26 protein-coding genes are annotated in these 25,150 nt (G+C 28.1%); 2 read left to right on the forward strand and 24 right to left on the reverse strand.

The annotated features are described in order from the left end of the window. The first annotated feature begins 248 nt into the window (after positions 1-248). Positions 249-1,994 (forward strand): Rqc2 family fibronectin-binding protein, encoded by a 1,746-nt coding sequence (locus ACYUEX_RS07430; RefSeq protein ID WP_460287372.1) that lies wholly within the window; start codon positions 249-251, stop codon positions 1,992-1,994. Positions 1,995-2,047: 53 nt separating this feature from the next. Here ACYUEX_RS07430 and ACYUEX_RS07435 read toward each other — a convergent pair whose 3' ends face one another. The 21 genes from ACYUEX_RS07435 to ychF all read right to left on the reverse strand — a co-directional run bounded on the left by ACYUEX_RS07435 (position 2,048) and on the right by ychF (position 20,932). Further along, on the reverse strand, positions 2,048-3,205 hold the full coding sequence (locus ACYUEX_RS07435; RefSeq protein WP_460287373.1) for a THUMP domain-containing class I SAM-dependent RNA methyltransferase: 1,158 nt from the start codon (positions 3,203-3,205) through the stop codon (positions 2,048-2,050). Positions 3,206-3,216: 11 nt separating this feature from the next. After that, complete coding sequence (gene pyrR / locus ACYUEX_RS07440; RefSeq protein ID WP_460287374.1) at positions 3,217-3,753, reverse strand: bifunctional pyr operon transcriptional regulator/uracil phosphoribosyltransferase PyrR; 537 nt, start codon at positions 3,751-3,753, stop codon at positions 3,217-3,219. Positions 3,754-3,764: 11 nt separating this feature from the next. Continuing rightward, the gene (locus ACYUEX_RS07445) at positions 3,765-4,679 is read right to left on the reverse strand and encodes an RluA family pseudouridine synthase (protein ID WP_460287375.1); all 915 of its coding nucleotides are present in this window, start codon (positions 4,677-4,679) and stop codon (positions 3,765-3,767) included. Positions 4,680-4,797: 118 nt separating this feature from the next. Further along, the gene (locus tag ACYUEX_RS07450) at positions 4,798-5,391 is read right to left on the reverse strand and encodes a DivIVA domain-containing protein (RefSeq protein ID WP_460287376.1); all 594 of its coding nucleotides are present in this window, start codon (positions 5,389-5,391) and stop codon (positions 4,798-4,800) included. Positions 5,392-5,406: 15 nt separating this feature from the next. Then, a complete protein-coding gene (locus ACYUEX_RS07455) occupies positions 5,407-6,177 on the reverse strand; it encodes a YlmH/Sll1252 family protein (RefSeq protein ID WP_460287377.1) in 771 nt (256 codons plus the stop codon). Beyond that, the gene (locus ACYUEX_RS07460) at positions 6,177-6,431 is read right to left on the reverse strand and encodes a YggT family protein (protein ID WP_460287686.1); all 255 of its coding nucleotides are present in this window, start codon (positions 6,429-6,431) and stop codon (positions 6,177-6,179) included. Before ACYUEX_RS07460 ends, ACYUEX_RS07455 begins: the two co-directional genes overlap by 1 nt. A gap of 6 nt (positions 6,432-6,437) precedes the next feature. Further along, positions 6,438-6,887, reverse strand: a complete 450-nt coding sequence (locus ACYUEX_RS07465) for a cell division protein SepF (RefSeq protein WP_411167946.1) — start codon at positions 6,885-6,887, stop codon at positions 6,438-6,440. Continuing rightward, positions 6,880-7,557 (reverse strand): YggS family pyridoxal phosphate-dependent enzyme, encoded by a 678-nt coding sequence (locus ACYUEX_RS07470; RefSeq protein WP_460287380.1) that lies wholly within the window; start codon positions 7,555-7,557, stop codon positions 6,880-6,882. The genes ACYUEX_RS07465 and ACYUEX_RS07470 overlap by 8 nt, the downstream gene beginning before the upstream one ends. 93 nt (positions 7,558-7,650) lie before the next feature. Then, positions 7,651-8,385 carry a DUF881 domain-containing protein gene (locus tag ACYUEX_RS07475; protein WP_460287381.1) on the reverse strand — a complete coding sequence of 245 codons (735 nt, stop codon included), beginning with the start codon at positions 8,383-8,385 and terminating at the stop codon, positions 7,651-7,653. Continuing rightward, positions 8,386-8,736: a small basic family protein gene (locus ACYUEX_RS07480; protein WP_411167949.1), complete on the reverse strand. Its 351-nt coding sequence runs from the start codon at positions 8,734-8,736 to the stop codon at positions 8,386-8,388. Positions 8,737-8,751: 15 nt separating this feature from the next. After that, positions 8,752-9,471, reverse strand: coding sequence for a DUF881 domain-containing protein (locus ACYUEX_RS07485; RefSeq protein ID WP_460287382.1), 720 nt, complete (start codon positions 9,469-9,471; stop codon positions 8,752-8,754). Positions 9,472-9,487: 16 nt separating this feature from the next. Further along, entirely contained in the window at positions 9,488-10,237 is a 750-nt protein-coding gene (locus ACYUEX_RS07490; protein WP_460287383.1) for a cell division protein FtsQ/DivIB, read from the reverse strand. 185 nt (positions 10,238-10,422) lie between these two features. Continuing rightward, positions 10,423-11,541 (reverse strand): stage V sporulation protein E, encoded by a 1,119-nt coding sequence (gene spoVE / locus ACYUEX_RS07495; protein ID WP_411167952.1) that lies wholly within the window; start codon positions 11,539-11,541, stop codon positions 10,423-10,425. A gap of 22 nt (positions 11,542-11,563) precedes the next feature. Beyond that, positions 11,564-12,538 carry a phospho-N-acetylmuramoyl-pentapeptide-transferase gene (gene mraY, locus ACYUEX_RS07500; protein WP_411167953.1) on the reverse strand — a complete coding sequence of 325 codons (975 nt, stop codon included), beginning with the start codon at positions 12,536-12,538 and terminating at the stop codon, positions 11,564-11,566. 34 nt (positions 12,539-12,572) lie between these two features. Next, positions 12,573-13,934: a UDP-N-acetylmuramoyl-tripeptide--D-alanyl-D-alanine ligase gene (locus tag ACYUEX_RS07505; protein WP_460287384.1), complete on the reverse strand. Its 1,362-nt coding sequence runs from the start codon at positions 13,932-13,934 to the stop codon at positions 12,573-12,575. Positions 13,935-13,949: 15 nt separating this feature from the next. Continuing rightward, the gene (locus tag ACYUEX_RS07510; RefSeq protein WP_411167955.1) at positions 13,950-15,401 is read right to left on the reverse strand and encodes a UDP-N-acetylmuramoyl-L-alanyl-D-glutamate--2,6-diaminopimelate ligase; all 1,452 of its coding nucleotides are present in this window, start codon (positions 15,399-15,401) and stop codon (positions 13,950-13,952) included. A gap of 101 nt (positions 15,402-15,502) precedes the next feature. Continuing rightward, positions 15,503-17,698 carry a stage V sporulation protein D gene (locus ACYUEX_RS07515; protein ID WP_460287385.1) on the reverse strand — a complete coding sequence of 732 codons (2,196 nt, stop codon included), beginning with the start codon at positions 17,696-17,698 and terminating at the stop codon, positions 15,503-15,505. Between the two features lie 90 nt (positions 17,699-17,788). Further along, positions 17,789-18,226: a cell division protein FtsL gene (locus ACYUEX_RS07520; RefSeq protein ID WP_411167957.1), complete on the reverse strand. Its 438-nt coding sequence runs from the start codon at positions 18,224-18,226 to the stop codon at positions 17,789-17,791. A 35-nt stretch (positions 18,227-18,261) separates the two neighbouring features. Further along, positions 18,262-19,194: a 16S rRNA (cytosine(1402)-N(4))-methyltransferase RsmH gene (rsmH, locus tag ACYUEX_RS07525; RefSeq protein ID WP_460287387.1), complete on the reverse strand. Its 933-nt coding sequence runs from the start codon at positions 19,192-19,194 to the stop codon at positions 18,262-18,264. Between the two features lie 11 nt (positions 19,195-19,205). Then, positions 19,206-19,634: a division/cell wall cluster transcriptional repressor MraZ gene (gene mraZ, locus ACYUEX_RS07530; protein WP_411167959.1), complete on the reverse strand. Its 429-nt coding sequence runs from the start codon at positions 19,632-19,634 to the stop codon at positions 19,206-19,208. A 200-nt stretch (positions 19,635-19,834) separates the two neighbouring features. Continuing rightward, positions 19,835-20,932 carry a redox-regulated ATPase YchF gene (gene ychF, locus ACYUEX_RS07535; protein WP_460287388.1) on the reverse strand — a complete coding sequence of 366 codons (1,098 nt, stop codon included), beginning with the start codon at positions 20,930-20,932 and terminating at the stop codon, positions 19,835-19,837. A 324-nt stretch (positions 20,933-21,256) separates the two neighbouring features. On the opposite strand from ychF, the gene pdaA reads away from it, so the two are divergent. Beyond that, positions 21,257-22,039 (forward strand): delta-lactam-biosynthetic de-N-acetylase, encoded by a 783-nt coding sequence (pdaA, locus tag ACYUEX_RS07540; protein WP_460287389.1) that lies wholly within the window; start codon positions 21,257-21,259, stop codon positions 22,037-22,039. A gap of 22 nt (positions 22,040-22,061) precedes the next feature. On the opposite strand, the gene ACYUEX_RS07545 is transcribed toward pdaA, so the two are convergent. From ACYUEX_RS07545 to ACYUEX_RS07555, 3 genes are read right to left on the reverse strand one after another with little or no spacing between them, the layout of a single operon-like run. After that, the gene (locus tag ACYUEX_RS07545) at positions 22,062-22,715 is read right to left on the reverse strand and encodes a cyclodeaminase/cyclohydrolase family protein (RefSeq protein WP_460287391.1); all 654 of its coding nucleotides are present in this window, start codon (positions 22,713-22,715) and stop codon (positions 22,062-22,064) included. 2 nt (positions 22,716-22,717) lie between these two features. Further along, entirely contained in the window at positions 22,718-23,866 is a 1,149-nt protein-coding gene (locus ACYUEX_RS07550) for a glycosyltransferase (RefSeq protein ID WP_460287392.1), read from the reverse strand. 2 nt (positions 23,867-23,868) lie between these two features. Then, the gene (locus ACYUEX_RS07555; RefSeq protein ID WP_460287394.1) at positions 23,869-25,149 is read right to left on the reverse strand and encodes a glycosyltransferase; all 1,281 of its coding nucleotides are present in this window, start codon (positions 25,147-25,149) and stop codon (positions 23,869-23,871) included. Position 25,150 lies beyond the last annotated feature (1 nt).

Below are 25,150 nucleotides of genomic sequence, written 5' to 3' on the forward strand. Positions count from 1 at the left end.
CTTTACAAATAAAATCTGTTGATTCAATCATATATATTTCATTATCTATTATTTTAACTAATTAATTTCCTCATAAAGTTAAATCCACTAACTTTATTTAATTATAATCTAAGTATTTCCAAAATTATACCTGATTATATTTATTTTCTTTAAAAACTCTTATTTCTAGCTTTATAACCACCATTGATAATTACACTAATTAAATGTTATACTATCCTTATCTTATTACCAAAGAAAGGATGATACTTATGGCTTTGGATGGTATCTACTTATATAGTTTAGTATATGATTTAAAAAAATCAATATTAAATTGTAAAATAGATAAAATTAATCAACCAGAAAAAGATGAAGTAATTTTAACCCTAAGGAAAGATAGACAAAATATTAAGTTATTAATTTCAGCTTCTTCTAAATTCCCTAGAATTCACTTAACTAATATAAGTAAACCTAACCCATTACAAGCACCTATGTTTACTATGGTTATGAGAAAATATTTAATTGGAGGAAGAATAACTGATATTTCGCAATTAAATGGAGATAGAATCCTTCAATTACACATAGAATCTACAGATGAATTAGGATTTAACAGTAAATATATTTTAATAGTTGAAATTATGGGAAGACATAGCAATATAACTCTTGTTAGAGAAAGAGATAATAAAATTATGGAATGTATTAAGCATATTTCTGCCGATATAAATACCTATAGAGTTTTATATCCTGGTATAAATTATGTATATCCTCCGAGCTCTAACAAATTAAATCCCTTTAATTTCTCAATAGATGATTTAAACCTATATTTAGATACTAATAATGTAACTATTGATGAAAATATATTCTCAAATGTATTTACTGGTATAGGTAAATCTCTATCTAAAAGTATATATAAAAATATTTCACAAGATAATAATACCATAAATATAGAATTAATTTTTAATTTCTTTAAAATCTTCATAAAAAATTTAGAAAATAATTTCAAATTTAAGATTTATATGGATAAGGATATTTTTAAAGATTTTCATTGTGTAGAGTTAGAAAATTTAGAAGCTATATATTCATCATTATCTTTTAATAATCCAAGTTCTTTGCTTGATGAATTTTTCACTGTAAAAGACAAACAAGATAGATTATTAAATAGGTCTGTAGATTTACAAAGATTAATTTTAAATAATATAGATAGATGCAATAATAAGGCTAAGAAATTAAAAAATATACTTAAAGAATGTGAAGAAAAAGAAAAATATAAAATTAATGGTGATTTATTAACTTCTTATATATATATGATTAAAAAAGGCTTAAAAGAAATATCATTATTAAACTTTTATAGCGATAACGAGGAATATGTAACTATAAAATTAGATGAAAATAAGACACCATCAGAAAATATACAATCCTTATATAAAAAATATAATAAACTAAAAAAATCTGAAGAAGCTGCTTTAGAGCAGCTAGAGAAAAATGAAGAGGAACTCCTATACTTAAACTCAGTTATGACAAATATCTTAAATTGTGAAAGCTATATAGAAATAGATGATATAAAAAAAGAATTAGTTGAAACTGGGTACTTAAAATTTAAAAATACAAGTAAAAACAATAAAAAAGATAAATCCTCTAAGCCTATACATTTAATTTCCTCTGGTGGAATAGATATTTATATTGGTAAAAATAATATTCAAAATGATTATTTAACCTTGAAGTTTGCTAATAAAAATCACATATGGCTTCATACTAAAAACATACCTGGTTCACATGTTATACTTTGTAGTGATAATCCGTCTGATATAGCTTTAGAGGAAGCTGGAATCCTTGCTGCTTATTATAGTAAAGCAAAGAATTCTACAAAGGTTCCAGTAGACTATACTAAAGTAAAAAACTTAAAAAAGCCTAATGGCTCTAAACCAGGAATGGTTATATATCATACAAATTATACTTTATACACTGAACCATCACTATATAGCAATTTAAAAATTGAAAATAATAAAATTATTAAATAATAAAAAAGTAGAAACCATATTATTGTATAATCACAAAATATGGTTTCTAATTTTTATATATGATTTATAAGCATATCTCCATTATTTTTTATAAGTTCATTATCAAAATATTGGTAGTAATAGCACTTTAACTTACCATTATATAACTTTCTATTTTTAGTTGACTTTCTTCCAAAAGGTCCTTCAAATCCTTCATAGGATGTAAGAATATTATAATCCCAATTGAAAAACTTCTTTTTAAAACTTCCAAAAGTTTTATATAGCTGTTCTACTTCTTTCTTTTCTCCTAATCTTTCTCCATATGGAGGATTAGAAACTATAAATCCATATCTACTGCTATTTGAAAAATCCTTAAAGTCTCTTCTTTGGAATTCAATGTACTTTGAAACTCCTGCCTTTTCAGCATTACTTCTTGCAACCTTAAGTATTCTTCCATCTATATCATATCCAATAAGTTTTATATCCTTATTTTTTATCGCTCTTTCTGCACCTTCTCTAACTTGTTCAAAAATATCAGAATCCATTGTAGGCCAAGTTTCACATGTAAAGCTTCTACACATTCCAGGTGCAATATTTTGCATAATCATAGCTGCCTCTATAAGAATAGTACCTGAACCACAAAATGGATCTACTAAAACAAAATCTTCTTTCCATCTTGATATAAGTACCATTGCAGCTGCTAAAGTTTCTTTAAGTGGTGCTGCTCCTGCTTCTTCTCTATACCCTCTTTTATGTAATCCTGGTCCTGAAGTATCTATAGTTAATGTGACAACATCCTTTAAAATTGATACTTCAATCTTATATAAGGGACCATTTTCTTCAAATTGACTTATTCCATAAGAATTAGTCATGCTATCGACTATAGCTTTTTTTACTATAGATTGACAATCTGGAACACTATGTAATGTAGATTTAACAGACTTACCATTTACATGCATAATCCCATCTTTAGGAATTATATCACTCCACTTAACATTCTTTGTACCTTGAAACAATTCCTCAAAACTCTTAGCTTCAAACTCTGCCATATTTATTAAAATTCTATCTGCAGTTCTTAAATGAACATTAGCGATAGCTATATCCATTTCATCACCAGTAAAATAAACTTTACCATTTTCTGTTTTTAAGTCTTCATAACCCAATGCTTTTAACTCTTTAGCTGTAATGCCTTCTAGCCCAAAGGTAGTGGTGGCAATTAAATTATATTCCATATTACTCTCCTTTATCCTTCGAATATTTTTACTGAGTCTACTCCATCAATTTCTTCTATTTCAACTCCTATTATTTCACTTTTTGATGTAGGTATGTTTTTTCCAACATAATCAGCTCTTATAGGTAGCTCCTTATGACCTCTATCTATTAAAACTGCAAGTTGTATTTGTTGTGGTCTACCTGAATCAATTATCGCATCAATTGCTGCCCTTACAGTTCTACATGTATATAAAACGTCATCTACTAATATTACTTTTTTACCAATGACTTCTACACCTAAATCAATATTATTTACTCTTGGGCTATCCTTTATTTCTGTTATATCATCTCTATACAAAGTTATATCAACATATCCTACTGGTACTTTTACCCCTTCTATATTTTCAATATTTTTTGCAATTCTATTCGCTAAAGGATAACCTCTTCTTTTAATCCCTACTAAAACTATATTTTCAACACCTTTATTTTTTTCAATTATTTCATGTGATATTCTTATTAAAGTTCTTTTAATCCCTTTATCATCTAATAAATTTGCTTTTAACTTCATTAAATACACCTCTATCTTCTTATATTCTCTAATAGTTCTAAATAATATTTAGGTAAGTCTGAATTAAATTCTATATATTCATTAGTTCTTGGATGAATAAATCCTAAGGTTTTTGCATGTAATACTTGACCTTCTAGCTTAAACTTTTGTTTTTTATTCCCATAAAGAGGATCTCCAACTAAAGGATGACCTATAGATGCCATATGAACTCTTATTTGATGTGTTCTTCCAGTTTCTAAAGTACATTTTACTAAAGATGTTCCATTGTTGTACTGTTCTAAAACATTATAGTGCGTTACAGCTCTTTTTCCATCCTCAACAATAGCCATTTTTAATCTATCTTTTTTATTTCTCCCAATAGGCTTATCTACAGTACCTTCTAGTTTACTAAACTTTCCTTCTACTAAAGCATAATATTCTCTTTTAATTGTATGATCTTTAAATTGCTTTGCTAGCTTATTATGAGACTCATCATTTTTAGCTATAACTAATATTCCTGATGTATCTTTATCTATCCTATGTACTATTCCTGGCCTTATAACTCCGTTTATTCCAGATAAATCTTTACAATGAAATAGCAATCCATTTACTAATGTACCACTATAATTTCCAGGTGCAGGATGTACAACTATCCCCTGTGCCTTATTTAAAACTATTACATCCTCATCTTCATAGACTATATTAAGATCTATATCTTCTGGAACTACATCAAGTTCTATAGGCTCTGGCATGATTACGGTAATCTCATCTTTTTCTCTTAATTTATAATTACTTTTTACATATTTACCATTTACTAATACTGAACCTGAATCTATCAATCCTTGTATAAATGATCTAGACTTTCCTTCTATCATATTAGACAAATACTTATCTATTCTTGCTCCTATATTGTTCTCTTCAGTTATTTTAAATACTAATTCATCCATTGATATGAATCTCCACTTTCTTTATAATTCTTAACACATTATAATACATTAAAACCTTGCACTCAATAGTTAAAGATTTATTAAAAATAAAAAATCCGTATTAAACGGATTTTATGTATTAATTTTTAGCGAAAAAGCTTTTTATCTCGTCCATATCTTCAGTATAAACTTCTTCTATTTCTTCTATGTTCTTATTTGATAACTCTATACTTCTTTCACTAGCTACTTCTTCTAAAGGTTCAGAAACGCTATAATTTTTAGTTAAATCTCTTTCTAATTCATCAAAAGTTTGAGTTTGTGCATTCATAAAGTTTCTAAATTTAGCTCTAAACTTAATAAATTCTTGCTTAACTTTCTCATATTCATCATTTATTTCAATTACATCATTATGGGCTTTATCTAAAACCTTTTGAGCTACATCATTAGCATTTTTTATTATTAGATCTGATTCTCTTTGAGATGTTTCTCTAGCTTGTTCAGCTGCATTTTGTGCTAACAATAATGTATTTTGAATAGTATTTTCTATTTTTACATAATGCTCTAATTTTTCATTAACTCTAGATAAATTTTCTTTTAATCTTGAATTTTCTTTATAAAGCTCTTCATAGTTCTCTATAATTTCATTTATAAATTCATCAACCTCTTCACTATCATATCCTCTAAATCCCTTTTTAAATTCTTTATTACTTATATCCATTGGAGTAAGCTTCATAAAATCACCTCTACATTATATATATTTTTTTATTATAACTCTCTGTTTACCACTTCTAGTTCCGCCAATAACATCTCCAACAATAAACTTTCCAATTCCTCTAATTGTAATTCTAGTATCTTTCAAAATGTCTTGACTTTTATCTTTTGCTTTAACATAATTTATTAAAACTTTACCACTATCTATAAGCTCAATAGCTTTTGCCCTAGATAAATTAGCAATTTTTGCAACAATGCTATCTGCTCTTAATGAAGAAATATTTATAATTATCTCTTCAAACTTTACAGATGGAATATCATCTATATTCTCTATTATTTTTATTTCCACAGGAGATTTTCCTATCGAAATAAGATTATTTAATATATAATCAGATATTTCTTCTAAAACCGGTAAATATGCCTTATTTTCTCTAACTAATATGTCTCCTAATTTATTTCTATCAATTCCTAGAGACAATACAGCTCCTAAATAGTCTCTATGCTCTAAAGCTGAAAAATTCGATTTATTAATAATTTCTAAAATTTTAATTGGATATTCAATATTATAACTATTATTAAAAGATATCATTCTTCTTTCAGATTCATCAAAAAAACCATTACTTTCAACTAAAAAAGTATTAGTATTACAATTTTTCTCAAAAAAGCTCCAAATATTAGGTGAATAAAAACCATTGCTAAAAATAGTTATATCTCTTTCATAGGCTAACTTATACTTTTCATATATTTTTATAGCCTCTTTCACATCATCCTCAGTAAAACTTTTAAGTATAGTTTCTTTTTTTAACATTAAAAATACATCCTAATAGTTGACAATAATATAATTGCAAATAAAGGTGAAAAGTCAAGCATACTATTACCTATAATTTTCTCTTGTAAAATTCTAAATGGTTTTAATATAGGGTTATTGAATGATGTAATTAATTCATAAAAAGAACTTTGCCTAACATTTGGTAAAATAGACATAAAGGCTTCCATAATAATAGTTATTTCTAAAACTCTAGATAATAACTTTATTGCTGTAAATATTATTCCTATATAAATCTCCCCCTATTTATTCCAATTAAATAAAGCCTTTGAACTTAATTCATTTTTTAATTCGTTAGTAACTTCTACATTAGAAGGTGACAGTAAGTAAACTCTTTGCTCTATTTCTTGTAGTGTGGCACCTAAAACATAGCAAGATCCACTTATAAAATCTACTAATCTTTGAGCTACCTTTGTTTCTAAAGTAGTAGCATTTACTAAAACTATTTTTCTTGCTTTTATAGCATCAGCAATTTCTCTAGCATCATCATAATTAGTTGGTTTAGTTACCATTACCTTCGCTGTTGATGAAGTATGAATATTAACTACTTTATTGCCTTTTTGTTTTGATATAATTGGTTCTATTTCTTCTTGTATTTCTTCTTCAACTTCTACATCTTCTAATTCTTCAAAATCATCCTCATACTCACCTAGCCCAATTATTTCTTTAAATTTTCCAAACATATTACCCATTCTTTACTCCTCCTAACGTATTTCTTTTACCAAATATTCCTTCGCCAACTCTTATTAAGTTGGCTCCTTCTTCAATTGCTATCTTATAATCATTTGTCATTCCCATAGATAGAATCTCCATAGAAATGTTTTTATATGAATTCTTGCTTAATTCATCATATATACTTTTCATTTTTTCAAAATAATATTTATTTTTATTATCATTTCCTTTTGGAATTATGGTCATTAATCCTTTTATTTTACAATTATTACATAGCTCTATTTCATTTATTAAGTCATTTAGTTCTTCTTCAAAAATCCCACTTTTACTGTCTTCTCTTCCAATATTTATCTGTATTAAAATATTAGCTATGCAATTTTGCTTAGAAAATTCACTTTCTATCTTTTTTAACAACTTACTGCTTGATAAGGAATGTATTAAATGAACTTTTCCAACTAAATACTTAACTTTATTAGTTTGCAAACTACCTATAAAATGCCATCTTATATCTTTTTCAAGGATTTCTTCTTTATTAATAAGTTCTTGAACTTTATTTTCTCCAAAGTCTCTTTGACCAGTTCTATATGCTATTTCTATATCTTCTATAGGTTTAGTTTTCGAAACTGCTACTAATGTGACATCTTTAGGTAAAGCATTTTTGATTTTAGTTATATTTTCTTCTATAATCAAGACATTTCCTCCTAAAGAAGTTATTTATACAATGTAAATATTCTTCAAAAAAACTTAAATTCCTTCAATTTTAAAAATTTTTTTAATAAAATTTTATTTTCCTTCATACCTTTGCATAAACCTTGCTTCAGTATTTTGACTCGTTGCTGGAATAATTATTTCATCTTTTTGCTCTATATCAACTTTAATCTTTCTTAAGATCAATTTTTGCATATGACTATTTTCAGATAATAATGAAGCTTTCATTTTCTCTGGATCACCTATCATATATATATAAAATGGTGCTGATTCCCATGAATGATCTTCAAACCCTATAAACGCCGAATTACAAGTTACCCCTGTATTAGGTAAAACTCTATGTCCCTTTATAGCTATAGCCTCTGCACCTGCTTTTCTAGCTTCATTTACTATTAATGCCATATCCTCTTGGTGAAATATTTTTCTCATTATGTCACCTTCTGTATCTAATACTTTATCTATATCTCCATCTTGTACTTTTATAACTAATCCAGCTCCTTTTACTGCAGTAACTCCACTTAATTTTCCATAATCAAGTAACTGGCTTTTCATATCCTCTACAAGTTTTTTATTTTTTTCTGGATCATTTCCTTCATATTTACTTATTTTATATCTATAATCTATGTTTTCACTTTTTATACTTTCTATTTCCTTGTATAGCTTATTTCTTTCTTCCAAGGCTTTTTTATATTCAACTGCATTCAGAGATATACTATAACTAGTTTTATTTAAGTCTATATTAATCATTATAAGAATCCCTGTTATAATTGAAGCTATTAAAATAAAAATTTTCCCTTTCAAATTTTTCATTTAATCACCTCGTTTATGAGACTTTAGCTTTTCAATTAATAATCTTCTTATAACTGCAAAGTTATCAAATATTCTACCTCCAAAGACTATAACAGCTGCTATATATACTGGTATTCCAAGTTTATCTCCTAAATAGGCTAAACCTGCTGCTAATATTGCATTTCCAAAGAAACCTGAAATAAAAATATCTGCTTTAAAGTTTTTTGATAATGATGCCCTTACAGCTCCAAACACAGAATCTAAACACGCTAATATTGCAACAGACATATAGGGAGATAAAGTATTTGGTATATTTATATCTAATAATAATCCTAAAAGTATGCCTATTAAAAGTCCTATAAATGCTATCATAAAAATCCCCCCTAACTAATTTACAGGTTTAATAAATTCAGTTTTTAAAGATTGTGTTGTTTTATTTATTATTATTTCATCACTTTCTTTTACTTCAACATTGTAGTTTGGCAATGCTCCATAGTCTAATACTCCTATAAAATTAACTTCTACACTTAATGCTTTATTATCACCTATAGCCTTTATAACTATTTTGTCTTTTGGATTGATTCTACCTGCTGTACCTATCCAAATTCCATCACCAGAAACCTTTATTCCACTTTGAGGAGTTACTCTAAAATCATTTACTGATATAGCTTCAGCTCTAGCATACCTTAAAGTATTAACTATATGTACTATTTCATCTTCACTTATACTTCTAGAATTACCAGTATTACTAGAACCAAATATATCAGTTTTTGGTGTTATAGTTATAGCTATTCCAGGTCCCTTTACATCCACTAACCCTAGATTCATTCTAGAATTATCCAATTGCTTCTTTATTTCTGCTTCAACAGCACCTTCTTTAGCTGCTGTTTCTTCTAGCTTCTTTAACTCCTCTGACAAACTATTGTTTGACTTTAATAATTCTTCTTTTTGCTTTTTTAAGTCATCTATTTCTGCAATTATATCTAAATTTTGAGTAGCTGTATTGATTTTGTTTTTTTCGTTAAGTAACTTAAATTGATGTGCTAGCAAAAATCCTAAAAGTGCACATACAATAGCAACAAATATTTGTGATGTAGCTCGCTTCATATAGCTTCCCCCTTCTCTAATTTTCTTGCTTTATAACTGGTAGACCATCAAAACTCATATCTATATATCCTTTTGAAATAACGCCTTGTTCTATAGCATTAAGTGATAAGTTCATTTTATCTACTAAGTCATTGCTGTCTCCAATCATTATTTTTATATTTCCGATATAACATATTATGTTATTTAAGTCTTCAACATCTATTTGAGAAAAAACATACTCATCTGGCATAGCCTCAACTATTTTATAAAATTTATCTAATGTATCTGAAAAATTACTCTCCTCAGAAACTTTATTTCCTATAGTTTTATCTGATATATCCATTCCTATAAGTTTTACTAATTTTCTATCTTCTAAACTGACTAACTCCTCAACAATAACTCCATTATTATTAATAACCTTTATTTTATTTCCATCATCAAAATAAAATGCAATTTTATTTTCATTTACATTTATATGCAAATTATTTATTCCTTTTTTAGTTATTTTCACTTCATTTATATATGGATTTTCTTTTAGTACTTTTTCCATCTCCTTATAATCTATAGTAAATATATTTTGACCTATATTATATTTTAATTTTTCTTGTAGCCTTTCATCAGTTAATGTAACTAATCCACTTATAGTTATTTTTTTCAAATTAAATACTGGAGATTTATATACAAATATTATTATTCCTATTATAAAAACAAATACCCCTAAAATTAATTTCTTTAATACTTTTTTTCTCTTCTTTTTTCTTATAAATTGATTTGTTTTGTTATTCATAATTCTCCTACTTTTACATAATATAATTATATACTATAATAATATCACTTTATGGGTATTTTTTCATTATTATTTTTACTAAATTTAAATTTTTTATAATAATTTATTTAAAAAAGATATATCTTAAAATTTTACAAAGAAAAAAGAGTGAATAATAAAGAAAAACCCACTCTTTTTAATAAAATTTATAACTCTTTCCCTTGTGTTTGTCTTGATATGTTTAAAAGTATTCCCATTGCCATCATATTAATTACTAATGATGTACCTCCATAGCTTATGAATGGCATTGGAACTCCTGTTACAGGCATAGACCCTGTTACAACTGCAATATTAATAATAGCTTGAACTGCAATTATTGAAGTTATTCCTATTGCTAGTAGTGTTCCATAAGTATCTTTTGCTTTCATTGCTACCTTTATTCCTCTCCACACAAAGAATACAAAAAGCGCAATAATAAAAAGGCATCCAATTAACCCAAGTTCTTCTCCTATTATGGAAAATATAAAATCATTATGTGGCTCAGGCATATATAAAGTTTTTTGTCTAGATTGACCAAGTCCTAATCCAGTTACTCCTCCAGCTCCTAGTGCATAAAAAGATTGAATTAATTGATATCCATCTCCAGCTGGGTCTTTCCATGGGTTTAGGAAATTCAGCATTCTAGCCCTTCTATAATCTTCCCCAAATATGAATACCATAACTGCTACTAATAACACTGGTGCAACCTTACCAAACAAATCTTTAATTCGTCCGCCTGCAACGAAAAGCATTATAAAAGTAACAATCATAATAATTGCTGCTATACTCAGGTTCTTTTCTGCTAATATCATAGCTGAGAAGAACCCTGATACACCTAGATAGGGTACTATTCCTGACCAAAATTTTTTCACCCCATCTCCCTTTAAATCTAAACTCATAGCTAAAAATAAAACTACTACATACTTAGTAAGTTCCGAAGGTTGAAATGATAATGGTCCTAACTGAATCCACCTCTTTGCTCCATTTACTGCTGGAAAGAAAAATACGGCTACTAATAATGGAACAGTTATTATCAAAAGATGTGGAGTAATTTTTTTTAACTTATGATAATCGAAAGTAACCATAACCCCCATCGCTACTAACCCAGTTATTGCCCAAATTAATTGTTTTTTTAAATATACCATGCTATCTCCCTCTTTAAACATAGCATAGTATGAACTTGCTGAGTATATCATAATTACTCCTATTGCTAGTAAAAATATAACAGCATAAAATATACCATAGTCAATTTCGCCAACTCTTACACTGGACTTTTTTTCTCTCATAAAAGCTCCTCCAATTCAATGATTAAAGGGCTATAAATCCTATAAAGCATAATATTACAGTTACTATAGAAAAAACTGTAACAATTTTTGTTTCACTCCATCCTACTTGCTCAAAATGATGATGAATAGGTGCCATTTTAAATAATCTTTTTCCTCTTAATTTATACGATGAAACTTGTAAAATTACTGATATTGTTTCAAAAACATATATTCCACCAACAATAAATAGTATTAATGGTAATTCTAGAATTAATGCAATAGTAGCTATAGCACCTCCAATTGCAAGGGAACCAGTATCACCCATAAATACTTTTGCAGGGTAAGCATTGTATTTTAAGAATCCTAGCAAACCTCCTGCTAAAACGACTGAAAATACTGCTAATGATTCATGTTTCATTGTAAATGCCACAACTGCAAAAAATGTTAATACTAAAACACTGACAGTAGATGCTAATCCATCTAATCCATCTGTTAAATTAACAGCATTAGTAGCACCTGCATAATATACTATTACAAAAGGAATATACAATATCCCTAGTGGTATTTTTGTATCAATAAAAGGTATTTTTAAAGCAGTTCCTAAATTAACATATCCATAAACTGCAATTGCAGTTGAAAAGATAATTAATAGCACCATTTTTTGCCAAGCCTTTAATCCTTCATTTTGTTTCTTTATGATTTTTAGAATATCATCTAAAAATCCTATAAACCCGAAAGCAAGTAGCGAATAAAGCGCAATCATCGCTTCGTCCATTGGATTAAATCTCATAACCACCATAACTATTAATGTTGATATTATAAATATAATACCTCCTATAGTTGGAGTTCCTGCTTTTTTAAGGTGGCTCTGAGGCCCTTCTTTTCTTATATTTTGACCAAACTTTAATCTTCTAAGCATTGGTATTGTTATAGGTCCTAGTATTATCGATATTATAAAAGCTAACACTAATCCTAAAGTTAGATTTGATGTTACTATGTCTATTAATTTATCCCCCATTGTAGCTGCCTAAATAGGCAGTTCACCTCCTTCGTTATATTGAGACTTCTTCTAATGAACTAACTATATCTTCAAACTTCATACCTCTTGAAGCCTTTACTAAAACTACATCATTTTCTTTAAACATAGTATTTATATTTTCTATAAATTCTTCCTTAGTAGCAAAAGTAATGATATTTTCTCCTGTAAATCCTGATTTAAAATAACTTCTATATTCTCCTATAGCAATTAATAAATCTACTTTATTTGAAGCATAAATTCCTACTTCTTTATGTGATTTTACAGCTTCATCACCTAGTTCATTCATAGTCCCAAGTATAGCTATTTTTCTTCCTATCTTGTAAGTACTTAGTACATCAATTGAGGATTTCATTGAATCTGGGCTAGCATTATAACAATCATTTATAATTGTTAATCTATCATTTTTTAAAACTTGTAACCTCATAGATGTAGCTTCTAAATTTTCAATCCCTTCTTTCATTTCAGAAAAAGAAACATTTAAAATTTTAGCTACTTCTATTGCAAGCATTGAATTTAAAACGTTGTGCTTACCAGCCATAGGTATTATAAATGTACTTTCCTCATATTGATCCTTAACAGTAAATGTTGTTTTGTTCTCCTCTAGTATAATATTAAATGCATAAAGATCATATTCATGATTATATCCAATTTTTACAATTTTAAAACATTTATCTTTTATTCTTAATAAATTCTTATCTTCTCCATTTATTACAAGAGTATTACTTTCGGTAAAGTAATTAAATATTTCTGATTTTGCTTTTAAAATGTTATCTTGAGTTTTCAAATTTTCTATATGAGATAATCCAATATTAGTTATTACCGCTATATCTGGTCTAGCACACTTAGCCAAGACATCTATCTCTCCTAAATCACTCATTCCCATTTCTAAAACAGCTACATCTATTGTGCTATCAAGCTCTAATATCATTAAAGGTAATCCTATTTGATTGTTAAAATTGCCTTTTGTTTTAAAAACCTTGTATTTTTTGCTTAAGAAAGCTGCAATTAAATCTTTAGTAGATGTTTTTCCACATGAACCAGTTACACCAACAACTTTTAAACCTAACTTATTTCTATAAAAATTAGCAAGATCTAACAAAGCCTGTGAAGTGTCTTCTACCTTTATTATGGTGCCATTATTCTCTATTTTGCTTACATCAAATAAAACTTCATCTACTACTGCTATAGATGCTTTTTTAAAAAAGGCTTCATTTACAAACTTATTTCCATTAAAATTTTCACCTTTTATAGCAAAGTATATATTGTTTTCTTCTATCTTTCTTGTATCTATACAAACATTGTTAAAATTAGTTTTTCCTTCAATTATTATTTCGCCTCGTACAGCTTCTAAAAGTTCATCTAACGATAATTCCAATTTATGCACCTCTAATTATTTCTTTTTATTTGATAAAATTTCATCAATTACTTCTCTTTCATCAAAATGAATTACACCTTCATTAGTTATTTGGTAATTCTCATGACCTTTTCCAGCTAAAACAACTACATCTCCTTCTTCAGCCATACCTAATGCAAGTTTTATAGCTTCAACCCTATTTTCAATTGCTAGATAATTTGACTTTGTTATTCCTGCAACTATTTCTTTTATAATAGCCATTGGATCCTCTTCTCTTGGATTATCAGATGTTATAACAGCTAAATCTGCAATTTCTGTTCCTATTCTTCCAAGTTCAGCTCGTTTAACTTTATCTCTGTCTCCACCACATCCATATACTGCAATTAATCTATTTTTAGCAAATCCTTTTAATGTTTCTAGTATATTTTTTAATCCGTCTGGAGTATGTGCAAAATCTATTATTACTTCGTATGGTATATTATATTTATATCCAACTCTCTCACATCTTCCTGGTACTATAATATCTAATAAACCTTCTTTTATAAACTCTTTGTTTATATCTAAAATACTCATTGCTCCAACCGTCCCTAAAGCATTATAAACATTATATTCTCCTGGTAAAATAGAGTTAAAATCTTCTCCATTTATCTTAAAGTGTATATCTCCTTCTTTTAACATAAGATCTGATGCTTTAAAATCACTATTATTTCTTATTGAATAAGTTTTTACTACTTTATTTCCTAATTTTTCAATATCCTTTAGCACTCTATATCCATAATCATCATCAACATTAATAACACAAGCTTTACTTCTTTCAAAAAGTTTGAATTTAGCATTATAGTAATTATCAAAAGATTTATGGAAATCTAAATGATCTCTTGTTAAATTTGTAAATATTCCAACTTCAAATTCACAACCATAAACTCTATCTAAATATAAAGAATGTGATGAAACTTCCATAACACAATATTCACAGTTTGCCTCTACCATATCCTTAAATAATTTTTGAAGCTCCAATGACTCTGGAGTAGTTCTTTCTGATTTTAGTTTAATATCTCCTATATAATTAGCTATAGTACCAACTAACCCAACTTTTTTACCTGCTTTTTCTAGCATTGACTTTAACATATATACAGTTGTTGTTTTTCCATTTGTTCCTGTAACACCAATTAGTTTTAAATTCTTAGTTGGATGTCCATAATAGTTAGAAGACATAGTAGCAAGTGCTTTTCTACCCTCTTTCACAACTAAAACAGTTATATCTTCCCCTTTAATTTCAATATTTTTTTCACAAACTATAACCTTTGCTCCAGCTTCTACTGCTTTATTTGCATAGTTATGACCGTCAACTTCAAATCCTGTAAGGCATACAAATAAGTCACTTTTATTTACTTTTCTGCTATCATACTGAATACTGTTTACTTCTTTATCTAATGTTCCTTCTAATAATTCATAATTTACTCCCTTTAATAAATCTAATAACTTCATTTCACCATCTCCTTAATATTCTAAAAAGAACTCCCCATATCTTTTGTATAAAAATTTAGCATGTGAGTTTCCCACATGCTAATGTAAAGGGATATTCTAAATTAATCTCCATATTCTTCGTTTAATATAAGTTTTACGTTTGTTCCTTTTGTAATCATCTCACCCTTTGGAATGCTTTGTTTAAATATAGGCCCCATTCCCTCAGATGTATATTTAATGCCTAAATCATCGAGAATTTTAGTTGCAGACTCTAATGAGTACCCCCTCAAATCTGGCATAACGACATTTTTATTATAAGACTCTGAGTCACCTATGTCTATATTAATCTTAGAATTTTCTTTAACAGTATATCCTGGATAAGGTTTTACATTTGTTATTATAGACCCATTTCCTTGAATATTATACTCTAAATTGTATTCTTTTAATATTTTTTTCGCTTCATTAACTTCTAATCCTCTTATCTCAGGAATTACTACTTCTTTTACTATGCTATCTATATTATCTTTCGATATTTCTGAACTCATATAATTAAATATGTCTGTAAATAAAATATTTGCAAGAGGAGCAACTATTTGACCTGCATAATAGGTTCCTGTACCAGGTTCATCTATTGATATAAACACTGATACCTTAGGATCATCAGCTGGCGCAAAACCAGCCAAAGAAGATATATATTTTCCTGATTCATATCCTCCACCATTTGGGTTAACCTTTTGAGCAGTCCCTGTTTTAGCTGCTATATGATATCCTTCAACATAAGATTTACTTGAACCACCTTGAGCTACAGTTCTTTCTAAATAATCTCTTAAAATAGCAGTGTTCTCTTCACTTAAGATATCTACTATATTTGGTTCAAAAGTTTTATCAGTTACAATATTATTATACTCATCCTTATGAATTACTTCCTTCATTATATGAGGTTGAATAAGCTTCCCTCCGTTTACAATACTATTAAATGCAGTCATGTATTGAACAGCATTTACAGTATTCGTTTGTCCAAATGAAATCGTTGCAAGGTCAGCCTCTGTAATATCTTCAGTTTTTTTAGTTATTCCTTTTGCTTCTCCTGGTAAATCCACACCACTCACTTTTCCAAAGCCCATTTTTTTTATATACTCATTTAGTTTTTCTTTTCCTATTCTTTTACCTATATCCATAAAACCAACATTGCAGGAATTTTCAAGAATTTCAGGTAATATTTGTGTTCCATGTCCTGATGTCTTCCAACACTTTATTGTATGAGGTCCAACTTTTAAGCTTCCATTACAGGTAAAAGTATCTGACTCTTTAACTAATCCTTCTTCTAAATTACCTATCATTGTTACAACTTTAAAAATTGATCCTGGCTCAAAGGTGTCATTAACTAAATGATTTCTCCACATCTTTTGAACCTTTTCAGCTGTATTTTCTCCGCTATAATTTTCTATTCCTTCATATGGTTTATTAGGGTCAAAATCAGGCTTATTTACCATTGCTAATATTTCGCCATTACTAGGATTCATTATTATTATAGAAACCTGCTTTGCTTGGTTATCCTTATATCCCTTTTCTGCTACTTTCTCAGCAAATGCTTGTAAAGTAGCATCTATAGTTAAAGTAACATCCTTTCCATCTACTGGTGGTGTAAATTTTGAAATTGTATATGGTAATTCATCGTTATACTTCTCTAATTCAGAAATACGAAGTCCAGGAGTGCCAGATAGATACTCATTATATTGTAATTCTACACCAGTTAATCCTTGCCCATCAATATTAGTACTGCCTAATACATGAGCTAAAAAATTTCCCCTTGGATAATATCTTTTTGTATCTGGAGATACTATTACTCCTGGTATGTTTAAATTTTTAACCTTATCAGCCGGTTCTTTCTCTATTCTTCTTACTAATGTTGCAGCTCCTGCATCTGCTCCACTTGGAAGCTTTGTATTTAATTTCTTAAGAACCTTTTCTACATCCATTCCTAAAGCTTCTGCTATTTTAGGGGCTATATTTTCATTACTTGAATTTTCTTTTCTTAAATGGGATCTTATTGAGTTAAGGTCAAAATCTACTCTATAAACATTTGCAGATACAGCGAGTTCTACCCCATTTCTATCAAGTATTCTACCTCTTCTTGCATCAATTTTAACTTCGCTCGTCCACTGCTCTTCAGCTCTTTCTGAGTACTCACCTCTTTTAACTATCATTATGTAGGACAATCTAATTATTAAAAGAGCAAATAAACAGGTTAATGCGGTAAGCGCTAATGACATTCTCTTTTTCATTAGCGCTTTATCTCTATAATTCTTTCTATTCACATCAATGCCTCCATGTAATTGATTAAAAACATGTAGAGTACTAATTTTGTACTCTTTATCTTGGCAAGTGTACTATTTTATTACTTATGTTTATTCACTTAAGTTCGCAAAGAAGTTTTTTGTTAAGTCTACTACTACTGAATCATTTTTTCCTGGGATTTTCATTCCCTCTTTATTAGCTGCATCTACTATATCTGAAAGCGGCTCATATTTTAATAAGTTTACTTTTAATGCTTTTCCTTCTTCTGTAGCAACCTTCATCTCATTTTTAACTTTAGAAAGATCATTTTGCATTTTATAAACCTTACCATCTCTTGCTATGCTACTAATACCTAGAACTAATGCAATACAAGACACTTGTAATATATTTTTTACAGTAGCCTTTTTCGCTTGTCTTTCTTTTTTTTGTGACTCTCTTTGTTTTCTCTCCTGATTTTCTTTTTCTATTCTTTTGTCTATTTCATCATATTTTCTCTTTGGATTTAATGCTGTATTACCCCTTATATAATCATATTCTCTATCAACCATTTTATTACATCTCCTCTGCATTTTACTTAATTTTTTTAAATTCTCTCTATAACCCTCAACTTAGCGCTTCTACTTCTTGGATTTTCTTCTACTTCATTTTTTGTAGGCTCTATAGCCTTTCTACTTATTAACTTCACTTTAGCTTTTCCACCACAAACACAAATTGGAAACTCTTTAGGACAGGTGCATGAAGTAGCTAGTTCCTTGAACTTAACTTTAACTATTCTATCTTCTAAGGAGTGGAATGTTATTATTGCCATTCTTCCCCCTTTATTTAATCTATTTACTCCATCTTCAATAGCCTTATTTAATATAGATAATTCACTGTTCACTTCTATCCTTATCGCTTGAAAAGTCCTTTTAGCAGGATGTGGTCCTTCTCTTCTAGCTCTTGCAGGTATAGCAGCTTTTATTATTTCTACTAATTCCAAAGTTGTTTCTATAGGCTTATTTTGTCTGTTTTCTACTATGAATTTAGTAATTCTCTTTGCAAATTTTTCTTCACCATAATCTCTAATTATCCTATATATCTCTTCTTCTTCATATTCATTTATAACTTCATATGCAGATAGTGAGTTTTCTCTATTCATTCTCATATCTAAAGGAGCATCTTGCATGTAACTAAAGCCCCTATCCCCCTCATCTAATTGATAAGAAGAAACTCCTAAATCCATAAGCATACCATCAATTTTTTCAATATCTAAATTATTTAATATAGAATCAATATTATAAAAATTACTATGGACAAACTTTACATTTTTAAAACTTTGTAACCTTTCACTAGCTGCTTTTAATGCATCTTTATCCTGATCTACTCCAATCAAAGTTCCACTTTCTGATAAATTTTTTAATATTTCTAAAGAATGTCCTCCACCGCCAAGTGTTCCATCCACATATATTCCATCTTCTTTAATATTTAATCCCTCTATGCACTCATTTAAAAGTACAGAAACATGTTTAAAATCCATAATCTTACTCCTTATATTCCTAAATCGCTCATTTTTTCAGCAATAGAATCATAATCTATATCCGACTCATTGTATTCTTGCCACTTTTCCTTGCTCCAAATTTCAACCCTAGTCAATACTCCTATACTTACTATTTCCTTTTCTATATTTGCATATTCCTTTAAATTTTGAGGAATTAAACCTCTTCCTTGTTTATCTACTTCAATTTCGCAGGCTCCTGAAAAAAAGAATCTTACGAATGCTCGTGCATCTCTATTTGTAAGTGGTAAAGATTTTAATTTTAATTCAAGAGCTTTCCATTCTTCCATAGGATAAGCATAAAGACATCCATCTAAGCCTTTTGTAATAACAAAATTATTACCAAGCCCATCTCTCAGCTTTGCAGGGACTATCATTCTATTCTTAGCATCTATCGCGTGTTGATATTCTCCTATAAACATCTTTACCCCTACCTTTTATAAATTCGCTCCACTTTTAACCACTTTTAACCACTTTATACTATTATTTTATAGAATTTTAAGCAAATCTTCAAGGCTTATTTGATTTTTTAAGAATTTTATTTACATAATTAATAAAAAGTTATAAAATTTGGTGCAATAAAAAAAGACTGATATTACTCAGTCTTTTCTATAAGATATAATTAAACATTAAATCTAAAGTTAACTACATCTCCATCTTTCATAACATATTCTTTACCTTCTAATCTGTAAAGTCCTTTTTCTTTAGCAGCTGCTTCTGATCCACATTCAACTAAATCATCATATGAAACTATTTCAGCTCTAATAAATCCTCTTTCTATATCTGAATGTATCTTACCAGCTGCTTGTGGTGCCTTTGTGCCTTCTTTAATAGTCCAAGCTCTTACTTCTTGAACTCCTGCTGTTAAATAACTTATTAATCCTAATAGTTTATAACTACCTTTTATAAGCTGATCTAAACCTGACTCTGTTAAGCCATATTCGCTTAACATTTCTTGCTTCTCATCTTCCTCCAAACCTGATAATTCTTCTTCTAATTTTGCACAAACAACTACAACCTCTGAGTTTTCACTTTCAGCATGGGCTCTCACTTTTTGAACATATTCATTATTTGTGTTTCCTTCCATCATATCATCTTCTGATATATTACATGCATAAAGAACCGGTTTTGAAGTTATTAAGAATAATCCTTTTATTAATTCTTCTTCTTCTTCAGTAACTTCTAATGTTCTTATTGGTAAGTTTTGTTCTAAATGTGCTTTAACTTTTTCCATTAATGCATATTCTTCTTTTGCCTTTTTATCTCCAGACCTTACTTGCTTAATTGATCTTTCCATTCTTCTTTCTAAAACTTCTAGATCAGCAAATATAAGCTCTAAGTTTATAGTTTCTATATCTCTTATTGGATCTACTGAACCTTCTACATGAACAACATTTCCATCATCAAAACATCTCACTACATGTACTATGGCAGAAACTTCTCTTATATGGGATAAAAATTTATTTCCTAAGCCTTCACCTTTTGAAGCTCCCTTTACTAAACCTGCTATATCGTAAAACTCAACTGCAGTATAGACTTTCTTCTTAGTATTATACATCTTTTCTAAAACATCTAATCTTTTATCTGGTACACTAACTACTCCAACATTTGGTTCTATAGTACAAAAAGGATAGTTTGCTGACTCCGCTCCAGCTTTTGTAATTGCATTAAATAAAGTACTTTTACCTACATTTGGTAAACCAACTATTCCTAAATTCATCTATGTACATTCCTTTCTTATCTTAATCATATCTTTAAAATTATACTCTACAATATTAATAATTTCAACATTTAAAGAAATATAGAAAGGCAATTAATAGCATTTATACATTGTATTTCTATGTGTAAAAGAATTATTTTAGATAAAAATAAGATTATATATAAGTTGTAATAAAGATTATACATTTATTAAAGAATATATCTTTAATGTATTACAAATAAAGCTAATATTATAACAACTTATATAAAAATTTGGCTGTGTTAGAGAGAAATGTCTAACAGAGCGAAAAATTTAAATATATATAAGTAAAAAGGTGGTGAAATAATGAAAAAATTTAATGTATTTACAGCTTCATTAATAACTTTAATTCTTATTTTCACATCTTCTCTTACAAATGCAAATGTACTTGTTTCTGATGATTTAGAACTAAATTGGTACTTTGTTAATAGAGAAAAAGGAAAAACCCCTGAGCCTCCAAAAGAATCAGTAGCTTTCTTTAGTGAACTTGGCGCTTATTATGTAGGTGATACAAACTCAAAAGTATTGTATTTAACATTTGATGAGGGTTATGAAAATGGAAACACTCCAAAAATTTTAGATATTTTGAAAGATGAACAAGTTCCTGCTGCATTTTTTGTAGTTAAGCCATATGTAAAGGAGCATCCTGAAATAGTCAAAAGAATGGTAGAGGAAGGACACTTAGTATGTAATCATACCTCTCATCATCCATCAATGGCTAGTATATTAGATAATGATAAATTTAATAAAGAATTTACTGAAGTTGAAGAGGAATTTAAGACCTTAACATCTCAAGATATGCCTAAATTCTTTAGGCCTCCTATGGGTAAATACTCTAAAAATTCTTTAAAGAAAACACAGGGCTTAGGATATAAAACTATATTTTGGAGTTTCGCTTATAAAGATTGGCTTGTAGATAATCAACCTGAAGAATCTGCTGCAATAAAGAAAATATTAAATGGAGCCCATCCAGGATCTATAATGTTATTACATGCAGTTTCAAATACAAATACTAAAATATTAAAGGATGTTATTAAAGAACTTAAATCTGAAGGATATGAATTTAAATCATTAAATGAACTACCCTAAAAAAATATAGTCTCTAAAGAGACTATATTTTTTTAGGGTATATAATATTTTCAACACTATTTATTAAATTACGTTTTTTTATGTATGATTCATTTATTATTGATTTACATTTATTTTCTATTTCCTCACAAATATCTTCATCTCTTAAAAAATTTAAATTCACTTTAACATTAAGTACCGAACTCTCTATTGCAGAATGTAATAAAATTGTTGCTACACCAGCATCTGAAATTAAGTTTTTATTACCATACTTAATTGCAAATTCAATATTATCATAGAATTTAATACATTCTTCTGCTAAAGAAAGCGGAGTTTCCATTGCTTTAAAAGTATTTTTCTTTATCTTCTCTTCTCTAAATTTAAGTTCTACCTCTGTTTCTTTAGGCAATTTATAGCTATTCATAAGATTTAAAAAATCTTCTCTATCACTTTCCATAAAACTTTGAGCACTTTTCGTAAATTTTTCTGCTTCCTCTTGTAAATTTATCATCATATTCTTTTCTTCATCATTTAGCTTTTCAAAGACTTTTTTACCTACTGTCAATGAATAGACCATTGAATTCAAGCTAGATGCTAAAGCTGCAACTAAGGCTGCAGTACTTCCACCTCCTGGTGAAGGAGCATTAGAAGATAATTCACTTATAAATTTATCTATACTATAATCTTTAAATAACATATTTATCCTCTCTCATTTAATACTAAATTGTAAACTTCTATTATTTCATTAGTTATTTTTTCCTTAGAAAATTTAGCTATACACATATTTCTAATTTTATTTGAGTTGTAATTTTCTATGTTATCTCTAACATATTCCATAGCCTTTCCTAATTCATCAATATCATCTACCTTAACTATTTGCCCATTATTACTATCTATAATATCCTCAGCACCACCATTATAAGTTCCTATAATAGGTTTACCTGATGCAAGTGCTTCTATATAAACCACTCCAAAAGTTTCATATTTTGATGCTAAAACAAAGGAATCACAAGAACTCATATATTCCGAAACCTCTTCTCTAGATAAAGCTCCTACAAAATCAACTTGATTTCTTATTCCTAAATCCTCACATAGCTTAATTAAATATTCTTTTTGGCTTCCATCTCCACCTATAATAAGTTTAGATGAAGTTTCTTTAAAATATTTATTAAAAGCCTTTATAAGAATATCCATTCCTTTTTCACCTTCTAGAAAAGCTAAAGAAAAAAAAGTAAAATCTTTATTTTTAGCTTTTTTTATATGAAAATTCTCTACAGGTATTAAGTTATGTATAACCCCTATATCTTTTCTACCAGAAAACTTAGAAATTTCTTGCTTTAATCCATTTCCTACCGCTATAAGTTTATCTGCTTCAACATAAGATTTTTTTATTAAAGGTTTATAACTTTCCTTTATGTAAATAGCTTTTTCCAATGAAGAATGTTCTGTTATTATTAAAGGTATATTATATTTTTTTGAAATATAATTCGCACTTATTCCAGCCCAAAAAGAAGATTGACAATGTATTATATCTATCTTTCCCTCTTTTTTTATTATTTCTTCATATAACTTTTCTAGCCTTTTATTAAATATTTTAAACATCATAGGATTTTTAGGTAGAAAATTATAATTCTTATATCTATAGGTTTTTAGCCCTTCTTCAATATTATAATTTAATCCTATTTTTTCTTTAACCTTAAAAGCCAAAGTCAAAGGCCAAATTTCATTATAAGCTACAGTAATTTTTATACCTCTATTTTGTAATGCTAATGCTTGTTCTTTAAAAAAACTTCCATGCACAGGGTTTCTTTTATTATGATACCATGATGGTATAAACATAACATGCATAACTACTCCCCCTTTAAAATAGAATTTAATTTTTTAGATATATTTTCCCACTCATATTCTGTAATTGGATTAGACTTTTTACCTTCTAATATTTTATTGGATAACTCTATAAGCCCATCAAATATTTCCTCTAATCTGTTTAATGAAACTTCACACTTTTCTAAACCACTTACCACATCTATTATAGGATCATTTTCGTCTCCTAAAACTACCAATATATATCCATCACATCCAAAATAATCATATATCTTAGCAGGTATTTGTTTTGATTTTTTATTTCCAAATAGAAGTAAAACATCTGCATTTACCATATAACCTAAGGCTTCTCTATAAGGAATCCTATTTGAAACTGTAACATTACTTATTTGACATAGCTCATTTTTAATTTTCTCATCGTCTATATTTCCAAAGAAAAGTATATTTAACTTTTCATAAAGTTCTATATTTTCTATACTTAATCTTCTCATCGCTTCCATAAAGGGCTTTATATCCCTAAGCTTTGAAAAAATTTCTCCAGTATAAATAATATTTATTTTTTTATTATCAATCAGTAAAGGTCTTTCATTTATTTTTATATCATTATAAACTTTCTCATCATATCCCCTAGTTATTATATAAGTATCTTCCTTTTTAATACTATATGTGTCCATATAATCATCTCTATTAGCATTAGTTACAAAAATAAACTTATCTGCTAAAGCAACAATATTTTTCTCATATCCTTCTTCAAAGTTTCTTCTTATTGAGCTAGATCCTTCTCTAGTAGAATCCTTAAGCCAAGGATCGCTCCAATAAGTTATCCATTTTAAATTAGGATATTTTTTCTTAATCTTGTATGCACAAATGTGACTTGATGGTGGTTCATGCATAGAAAACATAACATCAAAGTTTTCTTTCTCCATTAATTTTATTCCGTATTCACTTGCTTTAAATGCCCAATACAAATACATATCTGGAACTGCAAATATTTTTTTCACTCTTCTTAAAGCACTTTTAATTTTAACTTTGCTCACATTTTTCTTAATGGTACTTCCTTCTTGAGCTTTTTTAGGCATAATTAGCTCAAATATCTTGCCTCCTGATATTATATGTAAGTTAATTCTTTTATCTAGCATTTTAAAAATATATTCATCATAATAAACTGAATTTACAGGAAAGTTTACAGTTAATAAGTGAATCTCGTTTTCTTCAATTTTTGCTAAATTATTTAAATATTGAAGAGTTTCTATAGATGCTGAATTATTTATTAATGGCGAATAACATGCAATAAATAATATTTTCATT

The sequence above is a fragment of the Clostridium sp. CTA-7 genome (assembly GCF_054768095.1).

Excerpts from the sequence above, each read along its gene's own strand:
- ACYUEX_RS07480 (WP_411167949.1), bottom strand. The coding sequence starts at position 8,736 with ATGATAGCATTTATAGGACTTTTAATAGGCATACTTTTAGGATTATTA.
- ACYUEX_RS07490 (WP_460287383.1), bottom strand. The coding sequence starts at position 10,237 with ATGAATAACAAAACAAATCAATTTATAAGAAAAAAGAAGAGAAAAAAA.
- ACYUEX_RS07445 (WP_460287375.1), bottom strand. The coding sequence starts at position 4,679 with ATGGATGAATTAGTATTTAAAATAACTGAAGAGAACAATATAGGAGCA.
- ACYUEX_RS07455 (WP_460287377.1), bottom strand. The coding sequence starts at position 6,177 with ATGTTAAAAAAAGAAACTATACTTAAAAGTTTTACTGAGGATGATGTG.
- ACYUEX_RS07555 (WP_460287394.1), bottom strand. The coding sequence starts at position 25,149 with ATGAAAATATTATTTATTGCATGTTATTCGCCATTAATAAATAATTCA.
- mraZ (WP_411167959.1), bottom strand. The coding sequence starts at position 19,634 with ATGTTTATAGGAGAATATCAACACGCGATAGATGCTAAGAATAGAATG.
- pyrR (WP_460287374.1), bottom strand. The coding sequence starts at position 3,753 with ATGAAGTTAAAAGCAAATTTATTAGATGATAAAGGGATTAAAAGAACT.
- ACYUEX_RS07550 (WP_460287392.1), bottom strand. The coding sequence starts at position 23,866 with ATGCATGTTATGTTTATACCATCATGGTATCATAATAAAAGAAACCCT.
- ACYUEX_RS07465 (WP_411167946.1), bottom strand. The coding sequence starts at position 6,887 with ATGGGTAATATGTTTGGAAAATTTAAAGAAATAATTGGGCTAGGTGAG.
- ACYUEX_RS07430 (WP_460287372.1), top strand. The coding sequence starts at position 249 with ATGGCTTTGGATGGTATCTACTTATATAGTTTAGTATATGATTTAAAA.
- ACYUEX_RS07520 (WP_411167957.1), bottom strand. The coding sequence starts at position 18,226 with ATGGTTGATAGAGAATATGATTATATAAGGGGTAATACAGCATTAAAT.
- pdaA (WP_460287389.1), top strand. The coding sequence starts at position 21,257 with ATGAAAAAATTTAATGTATTTACAGCTTCATTAATAACTTTAATTCTT.
- ACYUEX_RS07450 (WP_460287376.1), bottom strand. The coding sequence starts at position 5,391 with ATGAAGCTTACTCCAATGGATATAAGTAATAAAGAATTTAAAAAGGGA.
- spoVE (WP_411167952.1), bottom strand. The coding sequence starts at position 11,541 with ATGAGAGAAAAAAAGTCCAGTGTAAGAGTTGGCGAAATTGACTATGGT.
- rsmH (WP_460287387.1), bottom strand. The coding sequence starts at position 19,194 with ATGGATTTTAAACATGTTTCTGTACTTTTAAATGAGTGCATAGAGGGA.
- ACYUEX_RS07435 (WP_460287373.1), bottom strand. The coding sequence starts at position 3,205 with ATGGAATATAATTTAATTGCCACCACTACCTTTGGGCTAGAAGGCATT.
- ACYUEX_RS07475 (WP_460287381.1), bottom strand. The coding sequence starts at position 8,385 with ATGAAAAATTTGAAAGGGAAAATTTTTATTTTAATAGCTTCAATTATA.
- ACYUEX_RS07510 (WP_411167955.1), bottom strand. The coding sequence starts at position 15,401 with ATGAAGTTATTAGATTTATTAAAGGGAGTAAATTATGAATTATTAGAA.
- ACYUEX_RS07545 (WP_460287391.1), bottom strand. The coding sequence starts at position 22,715 with ATGTTATTTAAAGATTATAGTATAGATAAATTTATAAGTGAATTATCT.
- ACYUEX_RS07485 (WP_460287382.1), bottom strand. The coding sequence starts at position 9,471 with ATGAAGCGAGCTACATCACAAATATTTGTTGCTATTGTATGTGCACTT.
- ychF (WP_460287388.1), bottom strand. The coding sequence starts at position 20,932 with ATGAATTTAGGAATAGTTGGTTTACCAAATGTAGGTAAAAGTACTTTA.
- mraY (WP_411167953.1), bottom strand. The coding sequence starts at position 12,538 with ATGGGGGATAAATTAATAGACATAGTAACATCAAATCTAACTTTAGGA.